Origin of the sequence: Thalassospira mesophila, assembly GCF_002115755.1 — a bacterium.
GTDB lineage: Bacteria > Pseudomonadota > Alphaproteobacteria > Rhodospirillales > Thalassospiraceae > Thalassospira > Thalassospira mesophila.
Genome location: NZ_JFKA01000007.1, coordinates 167,648 through 193,141, shown reverse-complemented (window position 1 = coordinate 193,141; position 25,494 = coordinate 167,648). Strand labels below are relative to the sequence as shown.

Here is a 25,494-nt window from a genome sequence, read left to right as displayed (position 1 = left end):
ATGCCCGCATCATCGACTAAAACGACGCACATCATCCTTACGACCAATTGTTAAGCATCAGGTGACCATGTCTTCCCAATATGCCTTTTTCGCCGGAATTTTGCGGTTTGTTGCCAAAAAAACCACCGCCGAGACCCCCGATATCCGCGTCATGATGGGGCATTTGGCTGGCATTGCCGATGCGGTTGAAACAACCGGGCAATTCATAATCTTACGGGAAAACTGCGAAAGTGCCGCGCGCGGATTTGCCGGGGTTGCCCAGTTTTTGCAAGAACGCATCTTGCCCGAGGCCCTGGCCGATGGCAACAAAGGCGCTGTTGAGCAGCTTAAATGGGCAATTGAAACGTCGCTGGCGCTCGCCGCAGAACTGGTGAAACGCATAACCGTTGCGGATTATGAAGGCCAGTCATCCTTCAGCTTTGACCTGCCCCAACCGCCCGGTGCGCCAAAACCCCACTAAAACGCATTGCCCGGATCAAGGCAGGTTTGTCATTACGCATAAAACAAGGGCGACCATTGCAGGCCGCCCTTGAAAAACCACGCTGCTTTTAAAAACCGGGAAATCAGCTTTCCCAGACTTTTGCGCGCTGCAAAAGAGCCGTGGCTTCAAATTGCTCGCCATAGGGGGCCGCAATTTTGGTGAAGTCCATGTAAGAATCGTAAATGCGCTGGTTCAGTTCGCTTTTACCGGCAATTTCCTTCACCGCATCCATCGATTCTTTGGCCAACGCCTTGATCACATCATCTGAAAAATGACGGATCTCGATGTTCTTTTTCAGAACAGCCTGATAGGACGTGATGTTGTTATAGGTGAAATCAGCAAGGGTCTGTTCCGCATTGGCCTGTGCGGCAATACGAACAATTTCCTGCAAATCTTCGGGCAAGGAATTGAATTTATCCTTGTTGATGAAAACTTCAATGCCTGTGCCCGGTTCGGCAAAGGCCGGGGTGTAATAATATTTGGCAACCTGGGTCAAACCAAAGGCATAGTCGTTCCACGGGCCAACCCATTCAGCCGCATCAATCGCACCAGACTGGAGCGCAGGCAGAATTTCAGCCGCAGGCAACATGGTAACAATGGCACCAAGGCGGCGCATGGCTTCGCCACCGATACCGGCATAGCGCATTTTAACACCCTTGATATCATCAACGGTGTTAATTTCCTTGTTAAACCAGCCGCCAGCCTGAAGCCCGGTATTGCCCGCCAGAAACGGAACAACATTAAACTGTGCGTACAGTTCTTCCCACAGTTCCTGACCACCGCCAAAACGCAACCAGCCCGAAAGCTCCCAGCCCATCAGGCCAAAGGGAATGGTCGAAAAGAAGTTAACCGCGTCGTCCTTGCCTGCCCAGTAATACGGGGTGCCGTGGGCCATTTCGGCGACACCTTGTTCCACCGCATCCATGCATTCAAATGCTGGCACCAGTTCGCCCGGGCCATATACTTTAATATTCAGTCGGCCACCGGACATTTTGGTCACGCGTTCGGCAAATTTTTCGCCGTTGGCTCCCAGCCCCGGCGACCCTTTGGGCCACGGCATAACCATACGCCAGTTAAATGTGTCATCAGCCTTGGCGATCGCAGGCGCGGCCATGCCGCCAGCAACTGCGCCCACCGCAAGGCCGGCACCTTTAAGAAAATTACGACGTTTCATGAAGAACTCCAGAGATCTTATTTGATAATTTTTTGCGTAAAAATGACAAATTCATGCCATTGAATACGTGGCAGACAGGCAGAGTCTTTGGTTTTACCAACAGCAACAATGCGTGTTTACGGGATGCTGATATGCAGTTTTCGCATGGCATACCAGTTTCGCGTCGCAATATACAACCCTGGCGCCGGGTTTACCGTTACGGCATGTGACGAATATTAACCATCATCATCACTGCAAACATCGGCTTGGTTCGCAGCTGCGGCGCGACCTGAAATAACGAAAACCGCCCTGCCCGATGGCAAAGCGGTTTTCAGTCATAACATCGCCCGTGGTGCAAACCCGTTTCGGAAAATCAGAAGCCCCAAACCTTGGCGCGTTGCATCAGGCCGGTTGCTTCGAATTCCTTGCCATAGCGGGCCGATTTTTTGACCATATCCATGTAGGATTCATAGATTTTCTTGTTAACATCACTTTGAGTGCCAATTTCCTCGACCGCGGCCTTGCTGGCATCGGCCAGTGCCAAAATCACGTCCTCGGGGAACTGGCGAATTTCAACACCCTTGTCGATCAGCGGCTGATACGACTGGATATTGTTAAAGGTGAAGTCCGCCAGCGTGTTTTCAGAAATCGCCTGGGCGGCATAACGGATAATCGCCTGCAGATCAGGCGTCAGGCTGTCGAATTTTTCCTTCGAGACAAAAATCTCAAGGCCCGGACCGGGTTCATGAAAAGCCGGAACATAATAATATTTGGCAACCTGATACAGGCCGAATGCCATGTCATTCCACGGGCCAACCCATTCGGCCGCATCAATCGCACCACTTTGCATGGAAGGCAAAATTTCGCCCGGCGGCAGCATCGTAATATTCGCGCCAATCCGGCGCATGGCTTCACCACCTAACCCGGCATAACGCATTTTGACACCTTTGATGTCATCAACCGAGTTAATTTCCTTGTTAAACCAGCCGCCAGCCTGCATGCCGGAATTGCCCGCATAAAACGGCACAACGCCAAAATCGGCATACACCTGTTCCCATAATTGCTGGCCACCGCCAAAACGCAACCATGCAGAAAGTTCCCACGCCGTCAGGCCAAACGGAATGGTGGTAAAGAAGTTCAGAACCGGGTTTTTACCCTGCCAGTAATAAGGAGTGCCGTGGGCCATTTCGACCACGCCCTGCTCAACGGCATCCATGCATTCAAACGGCGGTACGAGTTCACCCGCGCCATAAACCGTGATCGACAGACGGTCGTTGCTCATTTCCTTGACCATGGCGGCAAATTTTTCGGCATTGGTGCCAAGGCCCGGTGTGCCTTTGGGCCATGGCATCACCATACGCCATTTCAGATTTTCCTGTGCCGATGCAATGGCAGGTGCCGCTACCGTTGCAGCCAGCGCCCCTGCGCCCAGACTGGCACCTTTTAAAAACTGGCGACGTTTCATCCTGTCTTCCCCTAACTTGTTCTTATTTTAGCGGTTTATTGCAAAATTTTGCGAACGAGGGGTGGATTTTGGCGAATTTCATCGGCAAATGCCACCATTTTTGCAATCCGCCCGATCAGGTTATTTTTAGCAAAGGTTGACACCGGATATGCCAAGGCACCAAACGCCTCGCTCCGTCGGCAAACCGCCGCTAAATCGGGCCTTTTCCGGCAAGAAGGCCCGACGACGGCATCGTGCAGCAATATGGGGCGGGGCTTCTTTGCCTGCCGGTTATCTTTCGCGGGCTTCCGATGGCGAAATGCCAAAGACCCGTTTAAAGGCGGTTGAAAAATTAGCGGGCGATGAATACCCCGCCAGATAAGCCGCCTGGCCAATCGTCAAGCCGTCCTTGTCCATGGCATCGCGTGCGGTTTGCAGGCGGGTTTCACGCATGAAATCCATTACCGTGGTGCCATAAGCCGTTTTGAAGATCCGCTGTAAGCGGGCGATGCTCATATTCATTGTCGCGGCCAGATCACGCAAATTCAACCCGGTTGTAATATGCTGCAAGATATGGTCGCGAATGTCCTGTGCCTTGTCTGACACATCCACTGAAACCGCCTTGCAGTTTTGTTCAACCTGCGGCGTTGTCATAACCGAACGCAGCGCCTCGCCAAAAATTTCAAGCCCGCGGCTTTCAATGTAAATTTCACGAAACAACGGCAATTCAATCGGCGGATACAGCATTTGTTCGGCCAGCGCCACCGCACGCCGTGACGGTTGCCAGAGCACCGGCCCGTGATCGCCATATAAAAACGCCCGCACGGCATCTTGCCCGGTATCCTTGCCAAGGCTTTGTGCAATCCAGTCAAACTGTGCTGTCACCATCACCTTGCGCACCCGGTTATGTTTGGGAATACGCCGTGTCAGCGTTACCGGCTGTTTTAACGCCCATAAATAGCCAACCACCCCCTGCCTGGCATCAAAATCAAACGGCACATCATCAAATGCGCCCTGCACCTGGCCATCCACAACAATTGCCACCGTCACCGCCGGGCGCACCAGATTGGAAATCTCAAAATCGCGCATCGCCACGGTATCGGTGGTGTGAACCATAAAGTGCGACGGGGCACGATCATTGACCAACCGCCCCTTTAGCACCGTGTCATTAGGCAACAGGCCAGCTTCATCCCCGCGCACATGGCGGCTTTGCCCGCCATTTTGCCACAGCGTGGCGGCGGTGATGTTGTCGCGATCCAATGGTGTCCGGCGCAGGGCAGGTTGCTCTGGCATTTTCGGCGTCGTCATTTTCGTCTTTCCCCTGTTCACCGCCCCTGCAAACGACGCGCCGCCGTTTTCGCAGATAGGAGCGATGATTTTGCAAATGCCTATGTGCTGGCGACGTTGTGCAAAAATTAATATTAACAATCATTCGCATTTGGTAAAGACTAATCATCGATTGAGGGACCATATTATGCCGCAGCACCATTTTCCGATGCTGTTTACCCAAATTTTGCCGGTTTCACGCTGGCTTCACACGTCCCTGTTAACAGGTGTTGCCATGGCAGCCTTGCCCGCTGGCGCGTTTGCACAAGATGCCACTACCAAGGATACCGACGCCGCAACACTGGAGCCGATCACAATTTCGTCGGACCGCGAGCGCACAGCGCCGCCCCTGCCCGGCGGCATTACCCTTGATAGCGAAACGCTCGATAAAATTGCGCCGCGCACCCTCAAAGATGTGTTTTCAGGCAATGCTGCGGTTAATGTTGGCGGGGCCAGCCCGGTTACGCAGAAAACCTATGTTCAAGGTATCGAAGACACCAAACTGAACGTCACCATTGATGGCACCCGGCAAAACAATTCCAGTTATCATCACCTTGGCACCACGGTGATGGACCCCGGCATGTTAAAAAAGGTTGATGTTGAAACCGGCGTTGCCCCGGCTGACAGCGGCCCGGGTGCCCTTGGCGGGTCTATTGCCTATGAAACCCGCGATGCCCGCGACATTCTGGAACCCGGCGAAAACTTTGGCGGCTATGGCAAAATCGCCTACGACACCAATTCGCAAGGTTTTAGCGAATGGCTGACCATGGCCGGGCGCACCGACAAGGTTGAAGCACTGGCCTATGTGCAAAACAACAACACCAACAATTACCGCGATGGCAATGGCGACAAGGTAGACGGAACCGCCAACGGCAGTGAAAACGGCTTGGGAAAATTTGCCCTTAACGGCCAAGACGGCGAACGGTTTGAAGCCTTTGCCAGCCACCTGGAAGATGAAGGTGTACGCCCGTCGCGGCCCAACTTTGGCGCGCTGACCAGTGGCCAGGGAGCGCAGTGGATTTCGTATAAAAAAACAGCCATGGGTGTTTCTTATGTTGATGAAATGCCCAATGGCCAGCTCGACCCGGAATTGTCGCTAAATTACAGCAAATCAGAACTCGACGTGCCCAACCTGCAAAACGGGGCCAGTTTTTTCCATACCAATTCCGAAATCGAAACCGTGAATGGCAAGGCTGCCAACAATTTTGATGTCGGAATTGGCAAGGTTAATACCGGGATTGATTTTTACCACGACGAAGCCACCGGCACCCATAACAATGGCACCCGTGCTGGTAGCTATACCGAAAAATCAACCAATATCGGCGTCTTTTCGCAAGCACGCCTGGACCTGACAGATCGCTGGCGGACATCATTTGGCGGACGGTTTGACCGCCAGTGGTTTACCGGCATTGACGGCAGCGAATTTGACGAACAAGGCCTGTCGGGCAATGTGAATACCGAATACGATATTTTGTCCAACACCACAATTTATGGCGGTGCCGGAACGGCCTTTGGCGGCCTGCCGATTGGCGAATCCAACATCTATAACTTTTCCGGTGTCTGGGATTATGCCGGTTTCGCTCCGTCGCGGTCGTTTAACTACAAGGCAGGGTCACGGGTTACATTTGACCGCCTGACCCTTGATGGCAATGTGTTTTACAACCGGATCGAACGGTCCCACGATTTGTCGGACACCGACCGCCAAACCACCGTCGATCTGGCCACACGCGGCATTAATCTGTCGGGCACGTATCAGTTCGATACCGCCTATATCCGGGCGACCTATACCCACACCATCGTGCGTTCCGACGGTGCCCCACCGGTTAGCACCGCATCGGCATGGCAGGGCGTTTTGCTGGGCGACATCATAACCATCGATGCCGGCAAGGAATGGCATGATCTGGGCCTGCGTGCCGGCATGTCATCTGAACTGGCGTTGAAAAACGATGACCCGGAAAAATACGGTGCCGAACCGATCGACACCTATTTTGTTGCCAACCTATACGGCGAATGGACGCCGGAGATGTTGTCACAGGCTGTAACCCTGCGGGTTGATGCCAACAACATTTTTGACCGTGCCTATACCGACCGCACCACGACTGGATACGACAGCATCCGCACCGAACCCTATATGGACCCCGGCCGCAGTTTTGTGCTGTCGGCCAAGGTTAAGTTCTAACCCGATCCACCATACCGGCACACAAAGGGCGGCCCTTTTACAGGGTCGCCCGTTTGTGCGTTTTGCCCTGCCCCACATCACCACGCGGATTTGACCATGAAAAACATTCTGCAATCCATCGCCCTGGCCGCCACGTTATTTGGCTTTGTTCACACATCATCACAGGCCGCCGATGCGCCGCAAAAACAGGTCACCCTGACCGACGTTGCCGGGCACGAAGTGACCGTCAATGTACCAGTTAAATACATGATTTTGGGCGAAGGCCGCTTTTTGCCCAGCATCGGTATTCTTGATACAGAAGACCCGGTCCGCTGGATTGCAGGCATGATGGGCGAGTTTAAAAAACTGGACCCGGCGACCTATGCCCAGTACCAGGAAAAATTCCCCGCGATTGATGACATTCCGCTGATTGGCAGCAGCGGCGAGGAGTCTTTTAACCTTGAAAAAGCCATTTCCCTGCATCCCGATGTTGCCGTCTTTGGCCTGACCGGGGGCCACGGCCCCAGCGCGCGCAACCAGCAAATTCTCGATACTCTGGCAGCGGCCAACATACCGGTTGTTGCCATTGATTTTCGTCAGGACCCGCTGGTGAACACACCGAAAAGTGTTCGCCTGCTTGGCACCTTAATGGGCAAGGAACAACAGGCCGAAAACTTTTTGGCATTTTACGCCGATGGTTTGGCCAAGGTGCATGAAAAGCTGGCCCAGGTAAAAGACCGCCCGACGGTATTTATGGAAAGCCGGGTTGGGCTGGACCAAACCTGTTGCGAGGCAATGGGCAACCAGATGATGGGCCGCTTCATTGACTGGGCCGGTGGCACCAACATTTTTGGCGAGATTATCCCCGGCACCCACGGCACTGTCACGATTGAGCAATTACTGGTCAGCCAGCCCGATTATTATATCGCCACGGCCATTGGATCGGCCAATGTTGATAATAACGGCAACCGCATCATCCTGGGCGCAATGGCAAACCCGGACCAGGCGGCAGCATCGCTGCGCCACACCACCGGGCGCGTTGGCATGGAAGAACTTTCTGCCATCAATAACGACCATCTGTATTCGATCTGGCACCATTTTTATAATACGCCAATGAATGTTGCCGCCGTTCAGCAAATGGCAAAATGGTTCCACCCCGACCTGTTCGCCGATCTGGACCCACAGGCAACCCTGCAAACCTATTTTGACCGGTTCCAGCCCGTTGCCCTTAACGGCACCTATTGGACCAGCACCACGGCCGGGGATGCGACCCAATGAACCACCCGATACATCCGGCGCAACAACCAGACGTTCCGGGGCATCACCCCACGGCAGGGCAACACCACCACCATGCGCCCAACGCGCAACCAAAGTCGGCTGGGTTATCGTCGCAATATCGCCGTTTCATCTTGCGCCGCGTGATCTGGCTGTCTGTATTGCTGGTGGCGTTGCTGGTATCAGTTGTGGTCAATATCATGACGGGCCCGGCACTTCTTTCTGTTGGCGATGTTATTGGCGGGCTGATTGACCCCGCTGGTCTGGACCCCGCCACCCATGTGATTATTTACAGTGTACGCCTGCCCTTTGCCCTGATGGCCGTGGTCATCGGCGCGTCCCTGGGGTTGGCGGGGGCAGAAATGCAAACGGTGCTAAACAACCCGCTGGCAAGCCCGTCTACGCTGGGCATCATGCATGCGGCCACACTGGGCGCATCGCTGGCGATTGTGTTTAACCTGAGTTTTGGCCTGCCCGAAAACTATGCCGTGCCCATATGTGCCTTTGCCGGGGCCATCATTGCCCTGGGTGCGATCCAGTTTTTGGCCAAGGCATATGGGGCCAGTGTCGATACCATTGTGCTGTTTGGCATTGCGCTGGTTTTTGCCTTGAACGCGCTGGTGTCCCTTATCCAGTTTGTTGCCAATAGCGACAGCCTGCAACAGATCGTGTTCTGGACAATGGGCAGCCTGGCGCGCGCCAGTTGGGAAAAAATCATTATCGTTTCCGTTGTTTTGGCAACCTGCCTGCCGCTTGCCATGCGCCATGTCTGGAAAATGACGGCCCTTCGCGGGGGCGAAGACTATGCGCGCAGCTTTGGTGTGCCGGTTGAACGTCTGCGATTGCTGGTTTTGCTACGGGTTAGTGTTTTAACCGCCGTTGCCGTGGCCTTCACCGGGGTTATCGGCTTTGTCGGGCTGGTCGGGCCGCATATTTCGCGACTGGCCTTTGGCGAGGACCACAGGTTTTACATCCCCGGCAGCGTTCTGGCCGGGGCGTTCATATTATCGATGGCGTCACTGGTCAGCAAACATATCGTGCCGGGTATTTTGATCCCCGATGGCATCGTTACCGCCCTGATCGGCATTCCACTGTTTCTGGCGTTGTTATTGTCACAAAAACGGCGGGGGTAAGGGATATGACAGAACTGATTATAGATGATCTGTCGATTGCCTATGGCAACAAACAGGTTTTAACGCACATTTCCCTGCCCGCCTTTGCGCCCGGCGCACTGATTGGGGTGCTTGGCCCTAACGGGGTTGGCAAATCCAGCTTTTTGCGCGCCCTAGCCGGGTTAAACAAATATGGTGGTTCGGCCAAATTAAACGGTGCCGAAATTAACCGCATGGCCCACCAAACCCGTGCCCGCCATATTGGCTATTTGCCACAATCCCTGCCCCAGGGCACCAGCCTTGTCGCCTATGAGGCGGTGTTGTCAGCCTGCAGGGCTGTTCGACCCGATCTGGCCCACAATGCGGCACAGGCCTTTGCTGAAGCCACGTTTGAACAGCTTGGCATCACCAGTCTGGCCTTTCAGGCCTTAAACCAGATGTCGGGCGGGCAACGGCAAATGGTGGGGCTGGCACAGGTTATTGTCCGCGCGCCCGATATCATGCTGCTTGACGAACCCACCAGCGCGCTTGATTTGCGCTGGCAGCTTCGTGTGCTGGATGTGGTGCGCCGCATTGCCCGCCAGCAACGGGGGCTGGCCCTGATGGCCCTGCACGACATTAATCTGGCCCTGCGTCATTGCGACCATATTGTTTTGTTTGGCAATGGTGCCGTTCTGGCCAGTGATTGCGCCCAAAACGTTATGACGCCCCAACGCTTGCGTGATGCCTATCAGGTCGATGGTCGCATTGAATATTGTTCGCGCGGCACCCCTTTTGTGATTGTCGATCGGCTGTCATCGCCCCCCGGCCAAACACTGGAAAACTGATGTTTCACACCACAGGCACAGTTAAAACCGCCCACGCGGCGAAATACCTGCAACAGCTTTGCAAACATTTTGCCCACAAGGTGCCCGTAAAATTTAACGCCACCACAGGCGATGTCAGCTTTCCCACCGGCCCCTGCCAGATCATCGCTTCTGACGATGGCCTCACCTTTATCGGGCAATCAGCCAACGCCGAGGGTATTGCGCGCATGAAAGGGGTTATCATTGACCATCTGGATCGTTTTGCCTGGCGCGAAACCCTTGATTATCACTGGCAAGACCACGCCGACGACACCGCACCTTGATACAGTTGCGCCCCAACCGCCCATAAAAAAACGGCCCGGCAAATTGTTGCCGGGCCGTTTTTTGTTATCGCCATATACGCGATCAAATGTTTAACGCAAATCGTAAATCAGCGGCACCCGCAATGTCATGCGTTCCAGTTCAAGATCATCAGGAAACGGCGGAAACCGTTTGACCCGTTCGATCATTTTTTCGGTTGCCCGGTCTAACAGGCGATTGCCGCTTTCCTGCACCATTTTAATCAACGAAACCGAACCATCGCGTTCAATCACCAAAAGCACCGTATTACGCCCTTCAATCCCGCGCCTGCGCGCGGCGGAGGGATATTCGCGATAGCGCATCAGGGTTTGCACCACAGACGACTGATAATCGACAAACTTTGCCTTGCTTAATGCCGCCCCCCCGCCGCTGCCCGATGCCGAACTCGCCGCCTGGCTTTTGGTTTTGATCCCTGTGGTACCATCCGATTTCTGCGAATTAAACTGTGCGCCCTGTGTCGGCCGTGTGTCGGTCACCGGGCGTGGGGCCTCTTTGGGCGGGGCCGAGGTTGGCTTTGGTTTGACGACAGCCTGGGGTTTTGGCACCGGTTTCGGCTTGGGCTTTACTGGCGGCTTGGGTTTAACTTTCGGCGGCACAATTGCCGCAAGTTCCGGTTTTAGCTCCGGTTTGACTTCCGGTTCTTTCACCGGCTCAGGGATCGGTTCAGGTTTCACCTCGGGGACAGGCTCGGGCTCAACCACCGGCTCAGGCTCAGGTTCAACCACCGGCTCGGGTTCTGGTTCTGGCTCCATAACCGGTTCAGGTACCACTTCGGGTTCCGGTTCCGCTTCAGGTACCGGTTCCGGCTCACTGATTTCAGGGGCTGGCTGTGCATCTTCCTCGCCCTTGCGGTTATCCACATCGGCACTGGCACTTTCGTCAGGGTCGCTATCGTTGCCACTGGTGGCCTGACCACTGCCCAACGAAATGCTGACACTTTGCACAGCACCCGCCCCGCCCCAACCCGAGGGCTCGGGTGCAGGGGTTGCCAAGACAACACCTCCGGCCAGCACCATGCCGGTCAGCGCGGTGGCAATTAAAAAGTCACTTCGCTTGGACATCGAACTTCCGTTAATCCTGCGCTTGACTGGCTGTCATCAATTGAACCTTGTCGACACCCAGTTCCTGTAGGCGCTTTAACAATGCGACGACCATCTGCCCGTCGGTTTCCCGATCAGCACGAATTTCTATTGGATGATCCTGAAAATTGGCAGGCAACAAACCGGTAATGTTGGCTAATGGCCCGCTTTTATCATCCACACCAAGTTTGCCGGTTTTATCGACCCACAAAACAACGGTTTCGTCGTCTTTTTCGCTGGCATCCACACTGGCTGGCGGGTTGACATCAAACGGCCCCAGTTTTTGCAGGCTGCCCGCAATCATAAAAAAGATCAGCAACAAAAACACAATATTGATCAACGGCAACATCGGTTCCTGCGCCATGGTGTCGTCGGTGATTTGAATGCGCCGTTTCATTGTTCGATCAAATCCACATTGTGAATACCGCCCCGGCCCAGCACATCCATCACATGCACCAGAATTTGCAATTTCGCACCATTTACCGGCTGCAAATGCACCTGCGCCCCCGCATAGTCGCGTTGCAAGCGGGCGGGCAAAGTATCAAGCGGCACAACATTACCATTGATGGTAATCGCACCAGCGCCGTCAATTCGCACCAAAGCGGGCGGGTTATCGGCAGAAACGCTTGCCGATTTATTTTGTACCGAGACCGACATTTCATACCCGCGCCAGTCAAGAAAACTCGACGCCAGCATAAAAAACACCAACAGGATGAAGACAACATCAATCAGCGGCGTCAGCCCGATGACGGGTGATGTGCTGCGATAACGGGAGCGAAACTGCATGGGTTTATTCCGCAGCGTGACGTAAACGCGTGATATTGGCAGCGTCATGGGCGTCGCGCCCAGCCAGTTCCCCGCGATTGACAACAAGGGTACAGACTTCTTCGGTAATGGCGGCGGCACGGCTGATAATGCCTTGCATCCACATATGAAGTGCCGTTGCCGGAATGGCCACCACAAGGCCAATTGCCGTGGTCAGCAATGCCAGCCAGATCCCGCCAGAAAGTACCGACGGATCAATCCGGCTGCCTGCCCCTTCCATTTGCTGAAACGCATTGATCATACCCATAACCGTACCCAGCAGGCCCAAAAGCGGGCTTAGTACAGCGATTGCCGCCATAAGGCGCAAACCGCCATTAAGGCCATCAATCTCCTTGTGTGCGCGCGATGCAATCAAATCGGATGCCGATTCACGGCTGTCGCCATCGCCCACCGGCAAAGACATGCCAAAACGGCCAATTCCCGCAGCCGGGTGACGGCGCCGGGCCAGCAAAGCGGCCGCCTGCTGGTCATCCCCGGCCACCAGATGGCGTTCCAGGTCACCGACAAAGCCATCGGCAAAAAGCCCACGGCGAATAAACCCGACCATTTTATAGAAAAACAGCATTAACCCGACCAGCGCCATGACAGCGAGCACCCAGCCGACAATCCCGGCCCGATCGACCAGGTCAAACACCGGCAAAGCCGCAATCGCATCCGGCACCCAGCCTGAATGGACAACGGTTGTTCCACCCTGCAAGGCGGCATCTGCCAATTGCCCGCCCCCCACAGCGCCGTCAGCAACACCTTGCACCACCGCACCGGGGTCTGCGTCCACGGCACCCGTGGCAGTCTGTGCCACAGCATCAGCGGCTCCGGAAACACCTGTTGCGGCGGTCTGCACACTGTCGGTTACGGCGGGGACAATATTGTCTGGCATGGAACTTCCGATCCTGATCACACGGCGCAACGCGGACGCTGCATATTCGCTATTGAAAATGATTTGCATTCATTACTGCAAATGACTCTGCGATGCAATCTTAACTGTTCGAAAACCATAGCAGACCCGCCCCTTTTTTTGCAACGCACCATCGCAAGGTTTGCAACCTGCCATGCGTCCGGTCCCAAAAGCTGGCGTCGACTGAAGAACGGGTTTGTGAAAATTCCGGCCTAACCGGCAAGTGCCCCGACATTCAAACGCCCGCACAGAATGCAACAAGGCAGAACAAAGGGGCGGGAAATGGTTGGGGCACAGCGCCTGTCTGCATACGGCGTTATATCAACGCGGACCAGAAAACACGGCAGCACGGGTATCCGCACAGCCCCAAATGGCACGATAAAACGCCCGAAAAAAATAAACCCCCGAAACCAAAAGGTTTCAGGGGTTTATTGGTGAGCCCGACAGGATTCGAACCTGTGGCCAACTGATTAAAAGTCAGTTGCTCTACCAACTGAGCTACGGGCCCAACGTGTTGGTGAGCGGCGTTTTAAAGCGGGATCAGCGATGGGTCAAGCCCTGATTTTCAGAAAATTCCAATTTGGGAAAATATCGTTTTTCAACGCCACCGAATGTCGGGAAAACAAAGCAGAATGGCGGAAAAAATAAACCCCCGAAACCGGAAGGTTTCAGGGGTTTATTGGTGAGCCCGACAGGATTCGAACCTGTGGCCAACTGATTAAAAGTCAGTTGCTCTACCAACTGAGCTACGGGCCCAACGTGTTGGTGAGCGGCGTTTTAAAGCGGGATCAGCGATGGGTCAAGCCCTGATTTTCAGAAAATTCCAATTTGGGAAAATATCGTTTTTCAACGCCACCGAATGTCGGGAAAACAAAGCAGAATGGCGGAAAAAATAAACCCCCGAAACCGGAAGGTTTCAGGGGTTTATTGGTGAGCCCGACAGGATTCGAACCTGTGGCCAACTGATTAAAAGTCAGTTGCTCTACCAACTGAGCTACGGGCCCACAACGTGTTGAACGGCGTTTTAAAGCGATGCCCCCACCCGGTCAACCTTTCATTTGCGGTTTTCTGACAGTTTTTTCACAATAGCTGAAATTTAAGCCCAAAAAGCAGAAAACCGCCCCAAACGAGGCGGTTTTCGATTGAATTTGACCAGACAAATTCGCGTTTATTGTGCGTCGGCTGCAATTTGCATTTTAACAATCTTGTCGGGGTCCGCTACGCGGCCATTGGCCCAGGGCGCACCCTTTTTGATGTTATCAACATATTCCATCCCCGAAACCACCTGACCCCAGATGGTATATTGACCATCAAGGTGCGGGGCATCGGCAAAGCAGATGAAAAATTGCGAATCAGCACTGTTCGGGTCGGACGAACGTGCCATCGAAACCGTTCCGCGCCCATGATGGGCATCGGAAAATTCCGCAGGCAGCTTTTGGCCTGATCCACCGGTGCCATCCCCTTTGGGATCGCCGGTCTGGGCCATAAAGCCTTCGATCACCCGATGGAAAACCAGCCCATCGTAAAACCCGCTACGCACCAGTTCCTTAATCCGGGCAACGGTTTTCGGTGCCAGGTCCGGGCGCATCTGAATAACGACGCGACCGTCCTTAAGATCAAGATACAGGGTGTTTTCAGGGTCAAGCGCGGCCGCATCCGTCGTTTGTGCGTGTGCTGCGCCGATTCCACCGTTCGACATGGTAAAGATTCCCAAAGAAAGAATAACAAGAGAAAGAAAACGAAGCAGACGCATGATCTTATGCAACCTATTCTTTTTCTTGCGCCAGCTTTGTCTGCAAGGCGCGCAAGACATTGGCTGGCACAAATTCGGTTACGGAACCACCCAACCGGGCAATTTCCTTGACAAAACGCGACGAGACAAACTGTTGTTTGTCCGACGCCATCAGAAACACGGTTTCAATATCGGGTGCCAGGCGCGCATTCATGCCTGCCATCTGAAACTCATATTCAAAATCCGAAACCGCACGCAAACCACGCACGATAACAGAGGACTGATTTTCCTGGGCAAAATGCATCAAAAGCGACCCAAAGGGTTTAACCTCGGTGCGGGCGGCAACTTCGCCCCCCGCTGCTTTCAAGGATTCGCGCACCAGTTCACAGCGCTCCTCGACCGAAAACATCGGCCCTTTCCCCGCATTAACAGCAACGCCCACGATCAGGCGGTCAACAATGCGGGTGGCCCGACGTATAATATCCATATGGCCCTGGGTAACCGGGTCGAACGTGCCGGGATAAATCCCGACACGATTAGGATCGATTGTCGTGTGTGCCATCGGTCCCTTTTCCGTTACCCGTTCGTTGAACCATCGGTGTCGTCGTCATCAAGGGTGCCTTCAACAACAACCCCATCCACGATTTCGGCATCCGCAACAGCGTCAGCATCGACGTCGGACTGAATAACGCCGTCGCCAGCATCAATCACAGTTTCGCCGTCAACACCTTCTTCGTCATCCTCGGCTGCGTCGCCAAGGTTGCTAAGGCGTTCAACAGCAACGACCTGTTCGTCTTCGGCGGTGCGGAACAGGGTAACACCCTGTGTTTTCCGACCGGCAATGCGAATGTCGTGGGTTGGCATCCGAATGACCTTGCCACCATTGGTGACCATCATCAACTCGTCGCCTTCCTCGATCACGAACGAGGCCGCGACCAGACCGTTACGTTCAGACATATCGATATTGGCAAAACCCTGTCCGCCACGCCCGGTCACCCGGTATTCATAGGCAGATGTCCGTTTGCCATAGCCGTTTTCCGTCACCGACAAAATAAGCTGATCACCTGAAAGCAATTCGTCATAGCGTTCCTGTGTCAGCACTTCGAGCGGCAACGCATCATCAACACCGAGTTCTTCCCGACGCAGCTTGCTGGCGATTGACAGATATTCACTGCGTTCTTCCATGCTGGCATGAGATCCCCACAGCACCGACATTGCAATAACATCGTCGCCATCTGCCAAACGAATACCGCGCACACCTACCGAATTACGGCCGGTAAACACACGCACGTCAGCAACACGGAAACGAATGCACTTGCCCTGACGGGTGGTCAGGAAAATGTCGTCTTCATCGGTGCAGGTCTGAACCGCGATCAGGCTGTCGCCACGATCTTCTTCCAGCTTCATGGCGATTTTGCCGTTTGACTTCACATTCACAAAGTCAGCCAGGCTGTTACGCCGCACATTACCGGTCGATGTGGCAAACATGATGTGCAGGTTTGGCCATTCTTCCTCGTCGGGCAACGGCAGAACCGTGGTGATATGTTCACCTTCCGACAAAGGCAGCAAATTAACCAGCGCCTTGCCACGCGATTGCGGCGTTCCCAGCGGCAAGCGCCAGACCTTCATTTTATAGACCATACCGAGCGAGCTGAAAAACAGCACCGGGGTATGGGTGTTGGCAACAAACAGCTTGGAAACAAAATCTTCCTGGCGGGTTGCCATGCCCGAACGGCCCTTGCCGCCACGGCGCTGGGCACGATAGGTCGATAACGGCACACGCTGGATGTAACCGGTATGCGATACCGTCACCACCATGTCTTCGCGCGCGATCAGGTCTTCAATATCGTGTTCAAAGTCGCCTTCGATGATTTCTGAACGGCGCGGATCAGCAAATTCATTGCGCATTTCCGTCAGTTCGTCTTTCAGGATCGTCAGCTTGCGTTCACGTGACCCCAAAATATCAAGGAAATCTTTGATTTTCTCGCCAAGCTCGGTCAGTTCGGCCGCAATTTTGTCGCGTTCCAGGCCGGTCAGGCGATGCAAGCGCAGCTCGAGAATCGCCCGCGCCTGGGCTTCAGACAGTCGATAATTGCCGTCTTCTGCACCCACCTGATGCGGATCGGCAATCAGTTCGATCAACGGAACAATATCGCCAGCTGGCCAGCTTTTGGCCATCAGTTGTTCACGGGCAATCGTCGGGTCGGCTGCGGCCCGGACCAGACGAATGACTTCGTCAATATTGGCAACCGCAATCCCCAGACCCACCACCACATGGGCGCGATCACGCGCCTTTTTCAGCAAATGGATGGTCCGGCGGGTAATAACTTCTTCGCGGAATTCGACAAATGCCTGAATGATTTCTTTCAGGTTCATCAGTTCCGGCTTGCCCCGGTTCAGGGCCAGCATGTTAACGCCAAACGATGTCTGCAACGCGGTAAAGCGGAACAACTGGTTGAGCACAACTTCGGCAACCGCATCGCGTTTAAGCTCGATCACCATGCGCACACCGGAACGGTCCGACTCATCGCGAAGGTCGGAAATGCCTTCCAGCTTTTTGTCGCGCACCAGATCGGCGATTTTTTCCATCAATGTCGCCTTGTTCACCTGATAGGGAACTTCGGTCACAATAATGGCTTCGCGATTGGCACGAATTTCTTCGAAATGGGTACGGGCGCGCATCACAACCGAGCCGCGCCCGGTGCGAAATGCCGAATGAATACCCGCACGGCCCAAAATAAGCCCACCGGTCGGAAAATCCGGCCCGGCGACAAATTCCATCAGCCCTTCAACCGTAATATCGGGGTTATCAATGACCGCCATGCAGCCATCAATCACTTCGCCAAGGTTATGGGGCGGAATGTTGGTTGCCATGCCCACCGCAATACCGCCAGCCCCGTTGACCAGCATATTGGGATAGCGCGCCGGCAATACCGACGGCTCCTTGGTGGTTTCGTCATAGTTGGCCTTGAAATCGATGGTATCCTTGTCGATATCATCAAGCAGGAAGTGGGCGGCCTTGGCCAGACGGGCTTCGGTGTAACGCATGGCGGCGGCTTTATCGCCATCCATCGAGCCAAAGTTACCCTGCCCGTCAATTTGTTGCAGGCGCATGGAAAAATGCTGCGCCATACGGACCATGGCATCGTAAATCGCACTATCGCCATGCGGGTGATATTTACCCATCACGTCCCCGACGACACGCGCCGATTTGCGAAACGGTTTGTTCCAGTCAAAGCCGTTTTCATGCATGGCATAAAGAATACGACGATGAACAGGTTTCAACCCGTCACGAACATCGGGCAGCGCGCGGCTGACGATTACGCTCATCGCGTAATCAAGATAACTGCGGCGCATTTCGCTTTCGATGGAAACCGGGAAAATATCGCGGTTGGCTGTGCTTGACACTTCGGAGGACAAAGGCCGTAACCTCTTAAACGCTTAATCAAAAAAGAATCAATGCGGCCCCCATGCATCTGCATAGCAAGCCATTGAGGGCGGAAAGTATCAGGTTTGCCGCGCACAAACAACATATGACGCAGCACCTTTTAAGGCAAATTGCGACAGGTGGGGTTTTCAGTCCTTTTTCGGCGCAACCGACGTAATTTGCACCGCCTTTTTTCGCCAGCTAAAGCCGATATTGGCCACCGCAATACCCGCCAGAATGATCACCATCGCCAGAAGTGTACTGGGTGCAGGAATTTCGCCCAAAACAACCAGACTGACCAGAACACCGACGGCTGGCACAAGATAATTATTAAAGGCAACAAACCCGGCCCCGGCGCGCGCCACCATTAATAACAGTAAAAACATGGCAAGCCCGGTTGGCACCAGCCCCAAATAGATAATCGACAACGCCCCTGTCGCCGACCATGTCATGGTCCATGGCTGGTCCACCAGCACGGCAACGGGGGCAATGGACAATGCGGCAAAGGTTAAAATAACCGCCGCCGACCCGGCACGGGGCTGATCACGCAGGTTACGCGCAATCAGCGATGACACCGCATAACAAATGGCCGCCACCAGAACAGCAAGCTGATAGGGCAAATCGCCGCCAAGCCCGCTCAGGGTTTCAGGGCCAACCAGCACAATCACCCCGCATGTCCCCAAAACAATGCCCGCAACCTTGCCCGCTGTCAGTTTTTCATCCCGGGTCACAAAATGCCCCAGGATAACCGTCGTCAGCGGCACGACTGACATCAAAATAGCCGCCAACCCGGCATTTATCCGGGTTTCCCCCATGCTGATCAGGAAAAACGGCACTGCATTACCTAAAATACCGCACAAAAATGCCGACACCCAGGCGCCTCGCCCCTTGGGAAGGCCGCTTTTGCGCAGAACCACAATCAGCCATAAAACAATGGCTCCAAGCGTGATGCGCCCGGCGGCCACCACCAGCGGTGAATAGGCATGAACGCCCAGTTTGATAAAGGAAAATGAACTGCCCCACATCAGGGCTAGCAATATCAACAAAAAGTAATCAAGCCGACCCGGACGTGTCATGTTTCCCGCCTATTATCGCCATAATCTTTGGTGCATATGGCGTCGTTCCAGACATCAGCCTGCCCGGAACATTTTCTGGAACTTTGCGTTACCGATTATCTTGAGAAAGATCAACAAAATAGAAACACATATCGCGCTATACAACCAACAACGAAGCCGACCCCGGCAAACAACACCAAACGCTGTAAATCACGGCCCGGCACAACCCTGACAAACAAGCAGGGACAGACGCGCAATCGCGTTGTTGATAATGATTGTCAATTGCGTTAGTCTGGAAACAGAACGAAAAACAGAGCGAGCAAGAAGATGAGCTATGTCGATCACGAACTGAGCATTGATGAAATGTTGGCAGACCCGATTGTACGGACCCTCATGGCCTATGACGGCATTACCGAAAAAGACGTGCGCAAAACGCTGGCCGAGGTGGCGACAGCACGTGATTTCAGGGCTGTTCGTCCGCCCAAACGTCATCAATCTGCCCTGCCCCAGGCCTGGACGCATCCGTCCGCGCCCGTGATCGCACCAAAGACAGCGGCGTAACAGCGAATTTTCCCATTGGGCGCATCCCGCCACCACATCACGCTGGCCATCGCCAGACCTGTATGATGACGCAATATATAAAGTACACAAGTTAACCGGTCTGATACCGAAACAACAGGCATCAGACCGCAGATGATTTGTGCTTCCCCCGCCGCCACAAGCAGACTCGATAACACAGCCCGTGTCCCCTTGTGGAGAAGATGGCAGCGCCGGGACCTGCCTGCGTCGTTTTACTAAGGACAAAACCCCGGCCTTCAGCGAATTTTGCGGCTAAAACAAGCGGCATTATGCTGCGAAGCTGTTTTTCACGACGATAATTAAACTATTTCAGCATGCGCATTGATACGCATTGACAAAAACTGGCATCAACCGCCGATTTCGGTATACTTTCGGTTATGATAGCAATCGGCAGTATTCAAACCATACCGGGTAGCGGCGGAAAGATTGGCGAAGTCATCGCCATGAACGGTCTTGCCCGCGCCGATAGCCAGGGGGCCTCCAGCGGAGGGGCCTCCCAGGGTGGTTTGTTGCCGCGCCGCATGGCGGCTGTTTCGCTTGTGCCCATCACCAGCCCCGCCAGCAAGCAATTGCCTGCGGCCAGTTCCGGCCCGTCGCAAAATGCCGGATCACGCGTTGGCGCAACCAACACGACCGATCAAACTGCTTCAGCGCCCGCACCATCGGCTTCACCCGCACCGGCGCGCCCTGCCCCGGCCATTTCAGCCGCGACGGTGACGGTGGTACAACAGGTTGACCCGCGCAGCCTGCCCGGGGGAGGCACCACCACAATCGATTTACCCGACAGCACCGTGGACACAGATACCAGCACGTCTGCCAGCACATCGCAAACAAATGCCCCGGATGGCGCGCCCGAAACATTGAGCGCGGGCGCACAAGACCAGGTGCGCCGCCTGCAAGACAGGGACGCCACCGTTCGCGCCGAAGAAAACAGCCACAAAGCCCTTGCCGGCGCCAATGCCGGCATGATCAGCTATCAATATGCGGTCGGCCCGGATGGAAGGCTGTATGCCGAGGGCGGACATGTGGCCATTCAGCCGCTTGGCGGTCTGACCGGCCTTCAGGCCATCGCCAATCAGGCCGCTATCGGCAGTGCCGCGTCCATCGGCACATCCGCCGCCGATTTTTCCGCCGCACAGGGGGCCTCTGGTGCGATTAGCCACATGATGGCGCTAGACTCCGCTATTGCCAGCAAGTCCTATCAAAAAACTGCCATCACCACCACCGCCCAGCGCGAAGCCAGCCTTAACATCACCTCGTAATATCCAGTCTTTTTCCACCGCAATAACGACTTGCTGTTTACCGGTATCGGATGCCGGGTTTGCCCTCATGCGCCCGTCGTCGCAACCCGCCCGGCAAACAAAACCCCGCCATCATGTTGATAGCGGGGTTTGATCATTATTCTATCGGCCTTAATGCGAAAACTGCGCTGTCGCCGTCACGGTAAATATCGCGACAAGATCAATCGGCGTAATGCCAATATACCCGATATCCGGGATCAAATACCGTTACCAGGCCTTCTGCCGTGTCAATCTTGTCGGCAAAACTGGCCGGATCTTCGCGCTTTTCAAGGGTGATGGTCGCTTCATTCACCGGCAAGCCATAAAAAGCCGGACCATTAAGCGAGGCAAAAGCTTCGAGCTTGTCGAGCGCGTTTTCTTCTTCAAACACATGGGCCAGCAACTGGACCGTATTGTTGGCGGTAAAAATACCGGCACAGCCACACGGGCTTTCCTTGCGCGCATCGGTATGCGGGGCCGAATCGGTGCCCAGGAAGAAACGCGCATCGCCCGATGTTGCCGCTGCCCGCAGGGCTAGGCGGTGTTTTTCGCGCTTGGCCACCGGCAGGCAGTAATAATGCGGGTGAATACCGCCCACCAAAATCGCATTGCGGTTAATGATCAAATGATGGGTTGTGATGGTCGCGGCAAAATTTGTGTCGTTCGACTTCACAAAATCAACACCGTCCTGGGTGGTGATATGCTCCATGATGATGCGCAATTCGGGCAGGCGCTTGCGCAGTGGAGCCAGAATACGATCAATAAACACAGCTTCGCGGTCGAAAATATCTATATCGGCGTCGGTGACTTCACCGTGCACACACAGCGGAATGCCCAGCTTTGCCATGCGTTCAAGTACTGGCATGGCTTTTTCAAAATCACGCACACCACTGGCCGAATTGGTGGTGGCCCCGGCGGGATACAGCTTTAGCGCGCTGATGGTACCATCGCGGTAAGCCGCCTCGACATCGTCGGGATCGGTTCCTTCGGTCAGATACAGCGTCATAAGCGGGGTAAAATTGTGGCTGGCGGGTACCGCCTCGACAATACGGTTGCGATACGCAATGGCATCGGCACGGGTCAAAACCGGCGGCACCAGATTTGGCATGATAATGGCGCGCCCGAAATGCGCACTGGTTTCAGGCAGAACGGCGCGCAGCATGTCGCCATCGCGCAAATGCAGGTGCCAGTCATCAGGACGTTGGATGGTAATGCGGCTAGGTGACATGGGGGACCTCCAAAAACAAGCAAACAAGCGCGCAAAGCGGCAACCAAGCCTGATGCGTGCAGGTGCTGAGTACCAGATCAGCCAATTATTGGGAATTGCAAACATCGGTTTGCATCGCATTTTAACGCCCGAAAGGGCCGCAAAACGAAAAAGGCCAGGCTGTTAAGCCTGACCTTTTCACAATGGGGCGAATGATGGGGATTGAACCCACGACCTCCAGAGCCACAATCTGGCGCTCTAACCGACTGAGCTACACCCGCCATCGTGTGGCGCGGTTTTTATCGCCGGGGACAGGGTACGTCAAGCGGAGATTTCGACTTTTTTTCATCTAGGCCCCGATAAAGCCTCACAAACCGCCATTCACCGCGATTTTCCGGGTGTGAAATGACATCCCGAGACCGTTGCTTTTCGGGGCCATGCGTTTTTCCCTCACATATTTCACTTGCGTCGGGGCACAATGAGAACAATTAAGTCAACGCAATATCATGAATCCGGTGTGTTTGGCATCAGACACATAATGCCGGACAAGATAAGGAAACGGAGAATCCGATGAAGTGGGGCGTGATCAGCACAGCCAATATTGGCACGGCAAAAGTTATTCCGGCCATGCAGCAAAGCGACAAGCTGGAAATTCTGGCCATTGCCGGCCGTGATTTGGAAAAAACCCGTGAAGTAGCCGAAAATCTGCGGATTCCGCGCGCCTATGGGTCCTATGAGGAATTGCTGGCCGATCCCTCGATCGAGGCCGTGTACAACCCCCTGCCCAACCATTTGCATGTTGAATGGACAATCAAGGCGCTGGAAGCGGGAAAACACGTATTGTGTGAAAAACCGATTGGCCTGGACACCGAAGATGCCCAGCGCCTGATCGAAGCACGCGACAAAAGCGGCAAGCAGGTGCTGGAAGCCTTTATGGTGCGCCACCACCCGCAATGGAAACACGCCCAAGAACTGGTCACCAGTGGCCAGATCGGCGAGTTAACCGCCGTTCAAAGCATATTCACCTATCACAACACCGACCCTGGCAATGTGCGCAACAAAAAGGATATTGGCGGCGGCGGGCTGCTTGATATCGGGTGCTATTGCATTATCGGCCCGCGCTATATTACCGGGCGCGAACCGGTGCGTGTGGTATCGCTTATGGACAAAGACCCCAAATTTGGCACCGACCGGCTGGTTTCCGGCATGCTCGATTTTGGCAGCGGCGTTCAGGCCAGCTTTGTCTGCGGTACGCAATCTGCTGCGGTCCAGCGCGTTCACATTCTGGGTACCGAAGGGCGCATTGAAATTGTCATGCCCTATAATCCGGTGCCCGAAAACCCGGCCGTTATCCGTGTTGGCACCCAAAAGCAGCCCGGCTTTGACGACGCCCGCGAAATCAGCTTTCCGGTGTGCAATCACTATACCTTGCAAGGCGAAACGGCGACCGCCATTTTCAATGGCGATATGGCGGTCGATTATCCGATCGAAGATGCCATCGCCAATATGAAAATTCTGGATGGTCTGGCGCGCTCCGCCCGTACCGGCAGCTGGGAAATGGTCGATCAGAAATAACCGCCGGACCATGCGTTGCCGCACATAATATAAAGAGGACATCGCCCGAAACGATGTCCTCTTTTTTACTGTCCTGATCACGACCTGAAACCAAACTGCACTGATCGAAACCGATCAATGCAGCCCTCAGTCGGCGGGCGGGCTTCGACGAAGCCCTTGCCTTTCGCGGCACAGGCCGCGCGGCGCAGTCGCGCCTAACCAGACCTCCATGAGTCACCCTCAGTGAGATCTGGTATGATATGTCAGCTCTGCCGTCTCAAGCGGCAAAAACCTTTTTCATTCGTTCAATCGCTTCTTCCATCATTTCTTCGCGCTTGCAAAAACAAAAACGGACAAAATGGCGGACATCGCCTTGTTGATAAAAGGCCGAAACCGGAATGGCCACCACCCCGACTTTTTCAATCAGGTACTGGCAAAATGCCTCGTCATCGCCTTCAAACCCTAGCGGGCGAAAATCGCAGGTAATGAAATATGTGCCTTGCGAGTCCAGCACATCAAACCCCACCTCGCGCAATCCCTTCATCAGGTAATCCCGCTTGGTTTCCATAACGGCGGTGAAACCGTTAAAATAGCTGTCATCCTGATTAAGGCCATAGGCCACACCATGTTGCAAATTGGGTGCTGTGGTAAAAACCAGATATTGATGCGCCTTTGAAATCGGCTCCAGCAATTTGGGGCACGCGGTAATGTAGCCCACTTTCCAGCCCGTCAGCGAGAACGTCTTGCCCGCCGAGCCTATACGCACACAACGGTCGCGCATGCCGGGAAAGGTCATCAGGGGGCGGTGCGTGCGCCCGTCAAACACCAGATGCTCGTAAACCTCGTCACACAGGGCATAGGCATCGTGCTTGATCACCAGTTCCGACAAAAACTGCAATTCATCGTCGCTAAATACCTTTGAACACGGGTTCATCGGCGAATTGATCAAGACCAGTTTGGTTTTATCAGAAAACGCAGCCGCCAATTCATCGCGGGGCAATTCCCAATGCGGCGGTGTCACGCGCACCAGCTTGGGAATACCGCCTGCCAGCTTCACAATCGGCAAATAACTGTCGTAAAGCGGTTCAATCAACACCACTTCGTCACCCGGTGCCACCAGCCCCAATATGGCATTTGCCAGCGCCTCAGTCGCCCCTGCTGTCACCATCACCTCGGTTTGGGCATCAACATCCAGGTCGTAAAAACGCTGGTTATGGCGGGCAACCGCTTCGCGCAGTTCGGGAATACCCATCATGGAGGGATACTGGTTTGACAAATTCATCGTGGCATCCGCCGCTGCCTGGCGAATATCGGCCGGGCCGTCGGTGTCGGGGGCACCCTGCCCCAGATTGATGGCGTTATGTTTGCGTGCAAGGCCGCTCATGACCTCAAAAATCGTAATACCGCCCGATGCAAACAGGGGATTGCCAATAAAATCCGACATCATGAACCGTCCTTTTGCTTGTCTTTATCCGTATGTTTCGTCGTGCCGCGGCACCCCGCGCAGGCGGGTGCGTGCCGACACGGCCATTGATTATGATATGTTTCTGCCATGCGGGCCGGGCAATGACCAGCACCGCGCACCATGTCGGGCAATAAAATGATGTTGCCGCGCGAAAACAGAATCGAAAAAGCCAAAACGGCCCCGAAAAATCGTCGTTGTTTGCGCTGCGGTGTAATTTCCCACTGCCATTTTTCACAATTTTTCCAAAACCATAACGCCACATCCGTCATTTGCATAAAATT

At 54.4% G+C, this 25,494-nt stretch carries 22 protein-coding genes and 4 tRNA genes; 9 read left to right on the top strand and 17 right to left on the bottom strand.

Features of this window, described 5'->3' with window-relative positions; all coding sequences use genetic code 11:
- Positions 1-67: 67 nt before the first annotated feature.
- A complete protein-coding gene (locus TMES_RS15825) occupies positions 68-460 on the top strand; it encodes a hypothetical protein (RefSeq protein ID WP_085584256.1) in 393 nt (130 codons plus the stop codon).
- A gap of 103 nt (positions 461-563) precedes the next feature.
- Here the strand turns inward: TMES_RS15825 and TMES_RS15820 are convergent, their stop codons facing one another.
- From TMES_RS15820 to TMES_RS15810, 3 genes are all read right to left on the bottom strand, one after another.
- The gene (locus tag TMES_RS15820; RefSeq protein WP_085584254.1) at positions 564-1,655 is read right to left on the bottom strand and encodes a TRAP transporter substrate-binding protein; all 1,092 of its coding nucleotides are present in this window, start codon (positions 1,653-1,655) and stop codon (positions 564-566) included.
- Positions 1,656-2,007: 352 nt separating this feature from the next.
- Entirely contained in the window at positions 2,008-3,099 is a 1,092-nt protein-coding gene (locus tag TMES_RS15815) for a TRAP transporter substrate-binding protein (RefSeq protein ID WP_085584252.1), read from the bottom strand.
- A gap of 270 nt (positions 3,100-3,369) precedes the next feature.
- Positions 3,370-4,386, bottom strand: a complete 1,017-nt coding sequence (locus TMES_RS15810; protein ID WP_085584250.1) for a helix-turn-helix domain-containing protein — start codon at positions 4,384-4,386, stop codon at positions 3,370-3,372.
- A 166-nt stretch (positions 4,387-4,552) separates the two neighbouring features.
- On the opposite strand from TMES_RS15810, the gene TMES_RS15805 reads away from it, so the two are divergent.
- From TMES_RS15805 to TMES_RS15785, 5 genes are all read left to right on the top strand, one after another.
- Positions 4,553-6,583 carry a TonB-dependent receptor domain-containing protein gene (locus TMES_RS15805; protein ID WP_085584248.1) on the top strand — a complete coding sequence of 677 codons (2,031 nt, stop codon included), beginning with the start codon at positions 4,553-4,555 and terminating at the stop codon, positions 6,581-6,583.
- Between the two features lie 96 nt (positions 6,584-6,679).
- Entirely contained in the window at positions 6,680-7,840 is a 1,161-nt protein-coding gene (locus TMES_RS15800) for an ABC transporter substrate-binding protein (RefSeq protein WP_169718849.1), read from the top strand.
- Positions 7,837-8,970, top strand: a complete 1,134-nt coding sequence (locus TMES_RS15795) for a FecCD family ABC transporter permease (RefSeq protein ID WP_085584244.1) — start codon at positions 7,837-7,839, stop codon at positions 8,968-8,970. Before TMES_RS15800 ends, TMES_RS15795 begins: the two co-directional genes overlap by 4 nt.
- Positions 8,971-8,975: 5 nt before the next feature.
- The gene (locus TMES_RS15790; RefSeq protein WP_085584242.1) at positions 8,976-9,776 is read left to right on the top strand and encodes an ABC transporter ATP-binding protein; all 801 of its coding nucleotides are present in this window, start codon (positions 8,976-8,978) and stop codon (positions 9,774-9,776) included.
- A complete protein-coding gene (locus TMES_RS15785; RefSeq protein WP_085584240.1) occupies positions 9,776-10,078 on the top strand; it encodes a DUF2218 domain-containing protein in 303 nt (100 codons plus the stop codon). The genes TMES_RS15790 and TMES_RS15785 overlap by 1 nt, the downstream gene beginning before the upstream one ends.
- Before the next feature lie 90 nt (positions 10,079-10,168).
- Here the strand turns inward: TMES_RS15785 and TMES_RS15780 are convergent, their stop codons facing one another.
- From TMES_RS15780 to TMES_RS15730, 11 genes are all read right to left on the bottom strand, one after another.
- Positions 10,169-11,176 (bottom strand): energy transducer TonB, encoded by a 1,008-nt coding sequence (locus TMES_RS15780; RefSeq protein WP_085584238.1) that lies wholly within the window; start codon positions 11,174-11,176, stop codon positions 10,169-10,171.
- 10 nt (positions 11,177-11,186) lie between these two features.
- Entirely contained in the window at positions 11,187-11,591 is a 405-nt protein-coding gene (locus TMES_RS15775) for an ExbD/TolR family protein (RefSeq protein ID WP_085584237.1), read from the bottom strand.
- Positions 11,588-11,980, bottom strand: a complete 393-nt coding sequence (locus tag TMES_RS15770; RefSeq protein ID WP_085584235.1) for an ExbD/TolR family protein — start codon at positions 11,978-11,980, stop codon at positions 11,588-11,590. The genes TMES_RS15775 and TMES_RS15770 overlap by 4 nt, the downstream gene beginning before the upstream one ends.
- A gap of 4 nt (positions 11,981-11,984) precedes the next feature.
- Complete coding sequence (locus tag TMES_RS15765) at positions 11,985-12,896, bottom strand: MotA/TolQ/ExbB proton channel family protein (protein ID WP_085584233.1); 912 nt, start codon at positions 12,894-12,896, stop codon at positions 11,985-11,987.
- 450 nt (positions 12,897-13,346) lie between these two features.
- A tRNA-Lys gene (locus TMES_RS15760) sits at positions 13,347-13,422 on the bottom strand.
- A gap of 172 nt (positions 13,423-13,594) precedes the next feature.
- Positions 13,595-13,670: transfer RNA gene (locus TMES_RS15755), tRNA-Lys, on the bottom strand.
- Between the two features lie 172 nt (positions 13,671-13,842).
- Positions 13,843-13,918: transfer RNA gene (locus TMES_RS15750), tRNA-Lys, on the bottom strand.
- A gap of 164 nt (positions 13,919-14,082) precedes the next feature.
- Entirely contained in the window at positions 14,083-14,613 is a 531-nt protein-coding gene (locus TMES_RS15745) for a peptidylprolyl isomerase (protein WP_085584304.1), read from the bottom strand.
- Positions 14,614-14,680: 67 nt separating this feature from the next.
- Positions 14,681-15,208, bottom strand: a complete 528-nt coding sequence (coaD, locus tag TMES_RS15740) for a pantetheine-phosphate adenylyltransferase (RefSeq protein ID WP_085584231.1) — start codon at positions 15,206-15,208, stop codon at positions 14,681-14,683.
- A 14-nt stretch (positions 15,209-15,222) separates the two neighbouring features.
- Positions 15,223-18,003 carry a DNA gyrase subunit A gene (gyrA, locus tag TMES_RS15735; protein ID WP_085584302.1) on the bottom strand — a complete coding sequence of 927 codons (2,781 nt, stop codon included), beginning with the start codon at positions 18,001-18,003 and terminating at the stop codon, positions 15,223-15,225.
- A 219-nt stretch (positions 18,004-18,222) separates the two neighbouring features.
- The gene (locus tag TMES_RS15730) at positions 18,223-19,149 is read right to left on the bottom strand and encodes a DMT family transporter (protein WP_085584229.1); all 927 of its coding nucleotides are present in this window, start codon (positions 19,147-19,149) and stop codon (positions 18,223-18,225) included.
- Between the two features lie 306 nt (positions 19,150-19,455).
- On the opposite strand from TMES_RS15730, the gene TMES_RS15725 reads away from it, so the two are divergent.
- Positions 19,456-19,689 carry a hypothetical protein gene (locus TMES_RS15725; RefSeq protein WP_085584227.1) on the top strand — a complete coding sequence of 78 codons (234 nt, stop codon included), beginning with the start codon at positions 19,456-19,458 and terminating at the stop codon, positions 19,687-19,689.
- Positions 19,690-20,084: 395 nt separating this feature from the next.
- On the top strand, positions 20,085-20,969 hold the full coding sequence (locus TMES_RS15720; RefSeq protein WP_245835479.1) for a putative metalloprotease CJM1_0395 family protein: 885 nt from the start codon (positions 20,085-20,087) through the stop codon (positions 20,967-20,969).
- A gap of 199 nt (positions 20,970-21,168) precedes the next feature.
- Here TMES_RS15720 and pyrC read toward each other — a convergent pair whose 3' ends face one another.
- Complete coding sequence (gene pyrC, locus TMES_RS15715) at positions 21,169-22,215, bottom strand: dihydroorotase (protein WP_085584225.1); 1,047 nt, start codon at positions 22,213-22,215, stop codon at positions 21,169-21,171.
- 183 nt (positions 22,216-22,398) lie between these two features.
- Positions 22,399-22,475 (bottom strand) — tRNA-His (locus TMES_RS15710).
- Between the two features lie 289 nt (positions 22,476-22,764).
- Here TMES_RS15710 and TMES_RS15705 point away from each other — a divergent pair.
- Complete coding sequence (locus tag TMES_RS15705) at positions 22,765-23,769, top strand: Gfo/Idh/MocA family protein (RefSeq protein ID WP_085584223.1); 1,005 nt, start codon at positions 22,765-22,767, stop codon at positions 23,767-23,769.
- Between the two features lie 256 nt (positions 23,770-24,025).
- Here TMES_RS15705 and TMES_RS15700 read toward each other — a convergent pair whose 3' ends face one another.
- A complete protein-coding gene (locus TMES_RS15700) occupies positions 24,026-25,192 on the bottom strand; it encodes an aminotransferase (RefSeq protein ID WP_085584298.1) in 1,167 nt (388 codons plus the stop codon).
- Between the last annotated feature and the right edge of the window lie 302 nt (positions 25,193-25,494).

What these genes read in the sequence shown, in the direction of transcription:
- TMES_RS15825 (WP_085584256.1), top strand. Translation starts at nt 68, where the DNA reads ATGTCTTCCCAATATGCCTTTTTCGCCGGAATTTTGCGGTTTGTTGCC.
- TMES_RS15820 (WP_085584254.1), bottom strand. Translation starts at nt 1,655, where the DNA reads ATGAAACGTCGTAATTTTCTTAAAGGTGCCGGCCTTGCGGTGGGCGCA.
- TMES_RS15815 (WP_085584252.1), bottom strand. Translation starts at nt 3,099, where the DNA reads ATGAAACGTCGCCAGTTTTTAAAAGGTGCCAGTCTGGGCGCAGGGGCG.
- TMES_RS15810 (WP_085584250.1), bottom strand. Translation starts at nt 4,386, where the DNA reads ATGACGACGCCGAAAATGCCAGAGCAACCTGCCCTGCGCCGGACACCA.
- TMES_RS15805 (WP_085584248.1), top strand. Translation starts at nt 4,553, where the DNA reads ATGCCGCAGCACCATTTTCCGATGCTGTTTACCCAAATTTTGCCGGTT.
- TMES_RS15800 (WP_169718849.1), top strand. Translation starts at nt 6,680, where the DNA reads ATGAAAAACATTCTGCAATCCATCGCCCTGGCCGCCACGTTATTTGGC.
- TMES_RS15795 (WP_085584244.1), top strand. Translation starts at nt 7,837, where the DNA reads ATGAACCACCCGATACATCCGGCGCAACAACCAGACGTTCCGGGGCAT.
- TMES_RS15790 (WP_085584242.1), top strand. Translation starts at nt 8,976, where the DNA reads ATGACAGAACTGATTATAGATGATCTGTCGATTGCCTATGGCAACAAA.
- TMES_RS15785 (WP_085584240.1), top strand. Translation starts at nt 9,776, where the DNA reads ATGTTTCACACCACAGGCACAGTTAAAACCGCCCACGCGGCGAAATAC.
- TMES_RS15780 (WP_085584238.1), bottom strand. Translation starts at nt 11,176, where the DNA reads ATGTCCAAGCGAAGTGACTTTTTAATTGCCACCGCGCTGACCGGCATG.
- TMES_RS15775 (WP_085584237.1), bottom strand. Translation starts at nt 11,591, where the DNA reads ATGAAACGGCGCATTCAAATCACCGACGACACCATGGCGCAGGAACCG.
- TMES_RS15770 (WP_085584235.1), bottom strand. Translation starts at nt 11,980, where the DNA reads ATGCAGTTTCGCTCCCGTTATCGCAGCACATCACCCGTCATCGGGCTG.
- TMES_RS15765 (WP_085584233.1), bottom strand. Translation starts at nt 12,896, where the DNA reads ATGCCAGACAATATTGTCCCCGCCGTAACCGACAGTGTGCAGACCGCC.
- TMES_RS15745 (WP_085584304.1), bottom strand. Translation starts at nt 14,613, where the DNA reads ATGTCGAACGGTGGAATCGGCGCAGCACACGCACAAACGACGGATGCG.
- coaD (WP_085584231.1), bottom strand. Translation starts at nt 15,208, where the DNA reads ATGGCACACACGACAATCGATCCTAATCGTGTCGGGATTTATCCCGGC.
- gyrA (WP_085584302.1), bottom strand. Translation starts at nt 18,003, where the DNA reads ATGCGCCGCAGTTATCTTGATTACGCGATGAGCGTAATCGTCAGCCGC.
- TMES_RS15730 (WP_085584229.1), bottom strand. Translation starts at nt 19,149, where the DNA reads ATGACACGTCCGGGTCGGCTTGATTACTTTTTGTTGATATTGCTAGCC.
- TMES_RS15725 (WP_085584227.1), top strand. Translation starts at nt 19,456, where the DNA reads ATGAGCTATGTCGATCACGAACTGAGCATTGATGAAATGTTGGCAGAC.
- TMES_RS15720 (WP_245835479.1), top strand. Translation starts at nt 20,085, where the DNA reads ATGATAGCAATCGGCAGTATTCAAACCATACCGGGTAGCGGCGGAAAG.
- pyrC (WP_085584225.1), bottom strand. Translation starts at nt 22,215, where the DNA reads ATGTCACCTAGCCGCATTACCATCCAACGTCCTGATGACTGGCACCTG.
- TMES_RS15705 (WP_085584223.1), top strand. Translation starts at nt 22,765, where the DNA reads ATGAAGTGGGGCGTGATCAGCACAGCCAATATTGGCACGGCAAAAGTT.
- TMES_RS15700 (WP_085584298.1), bottom strand. Translation starts at nt 25,192, where the DNA reads ATGTCGGATTTTATTGGCAATCCCCTGTTTGCATCGGGCGGTATTACG.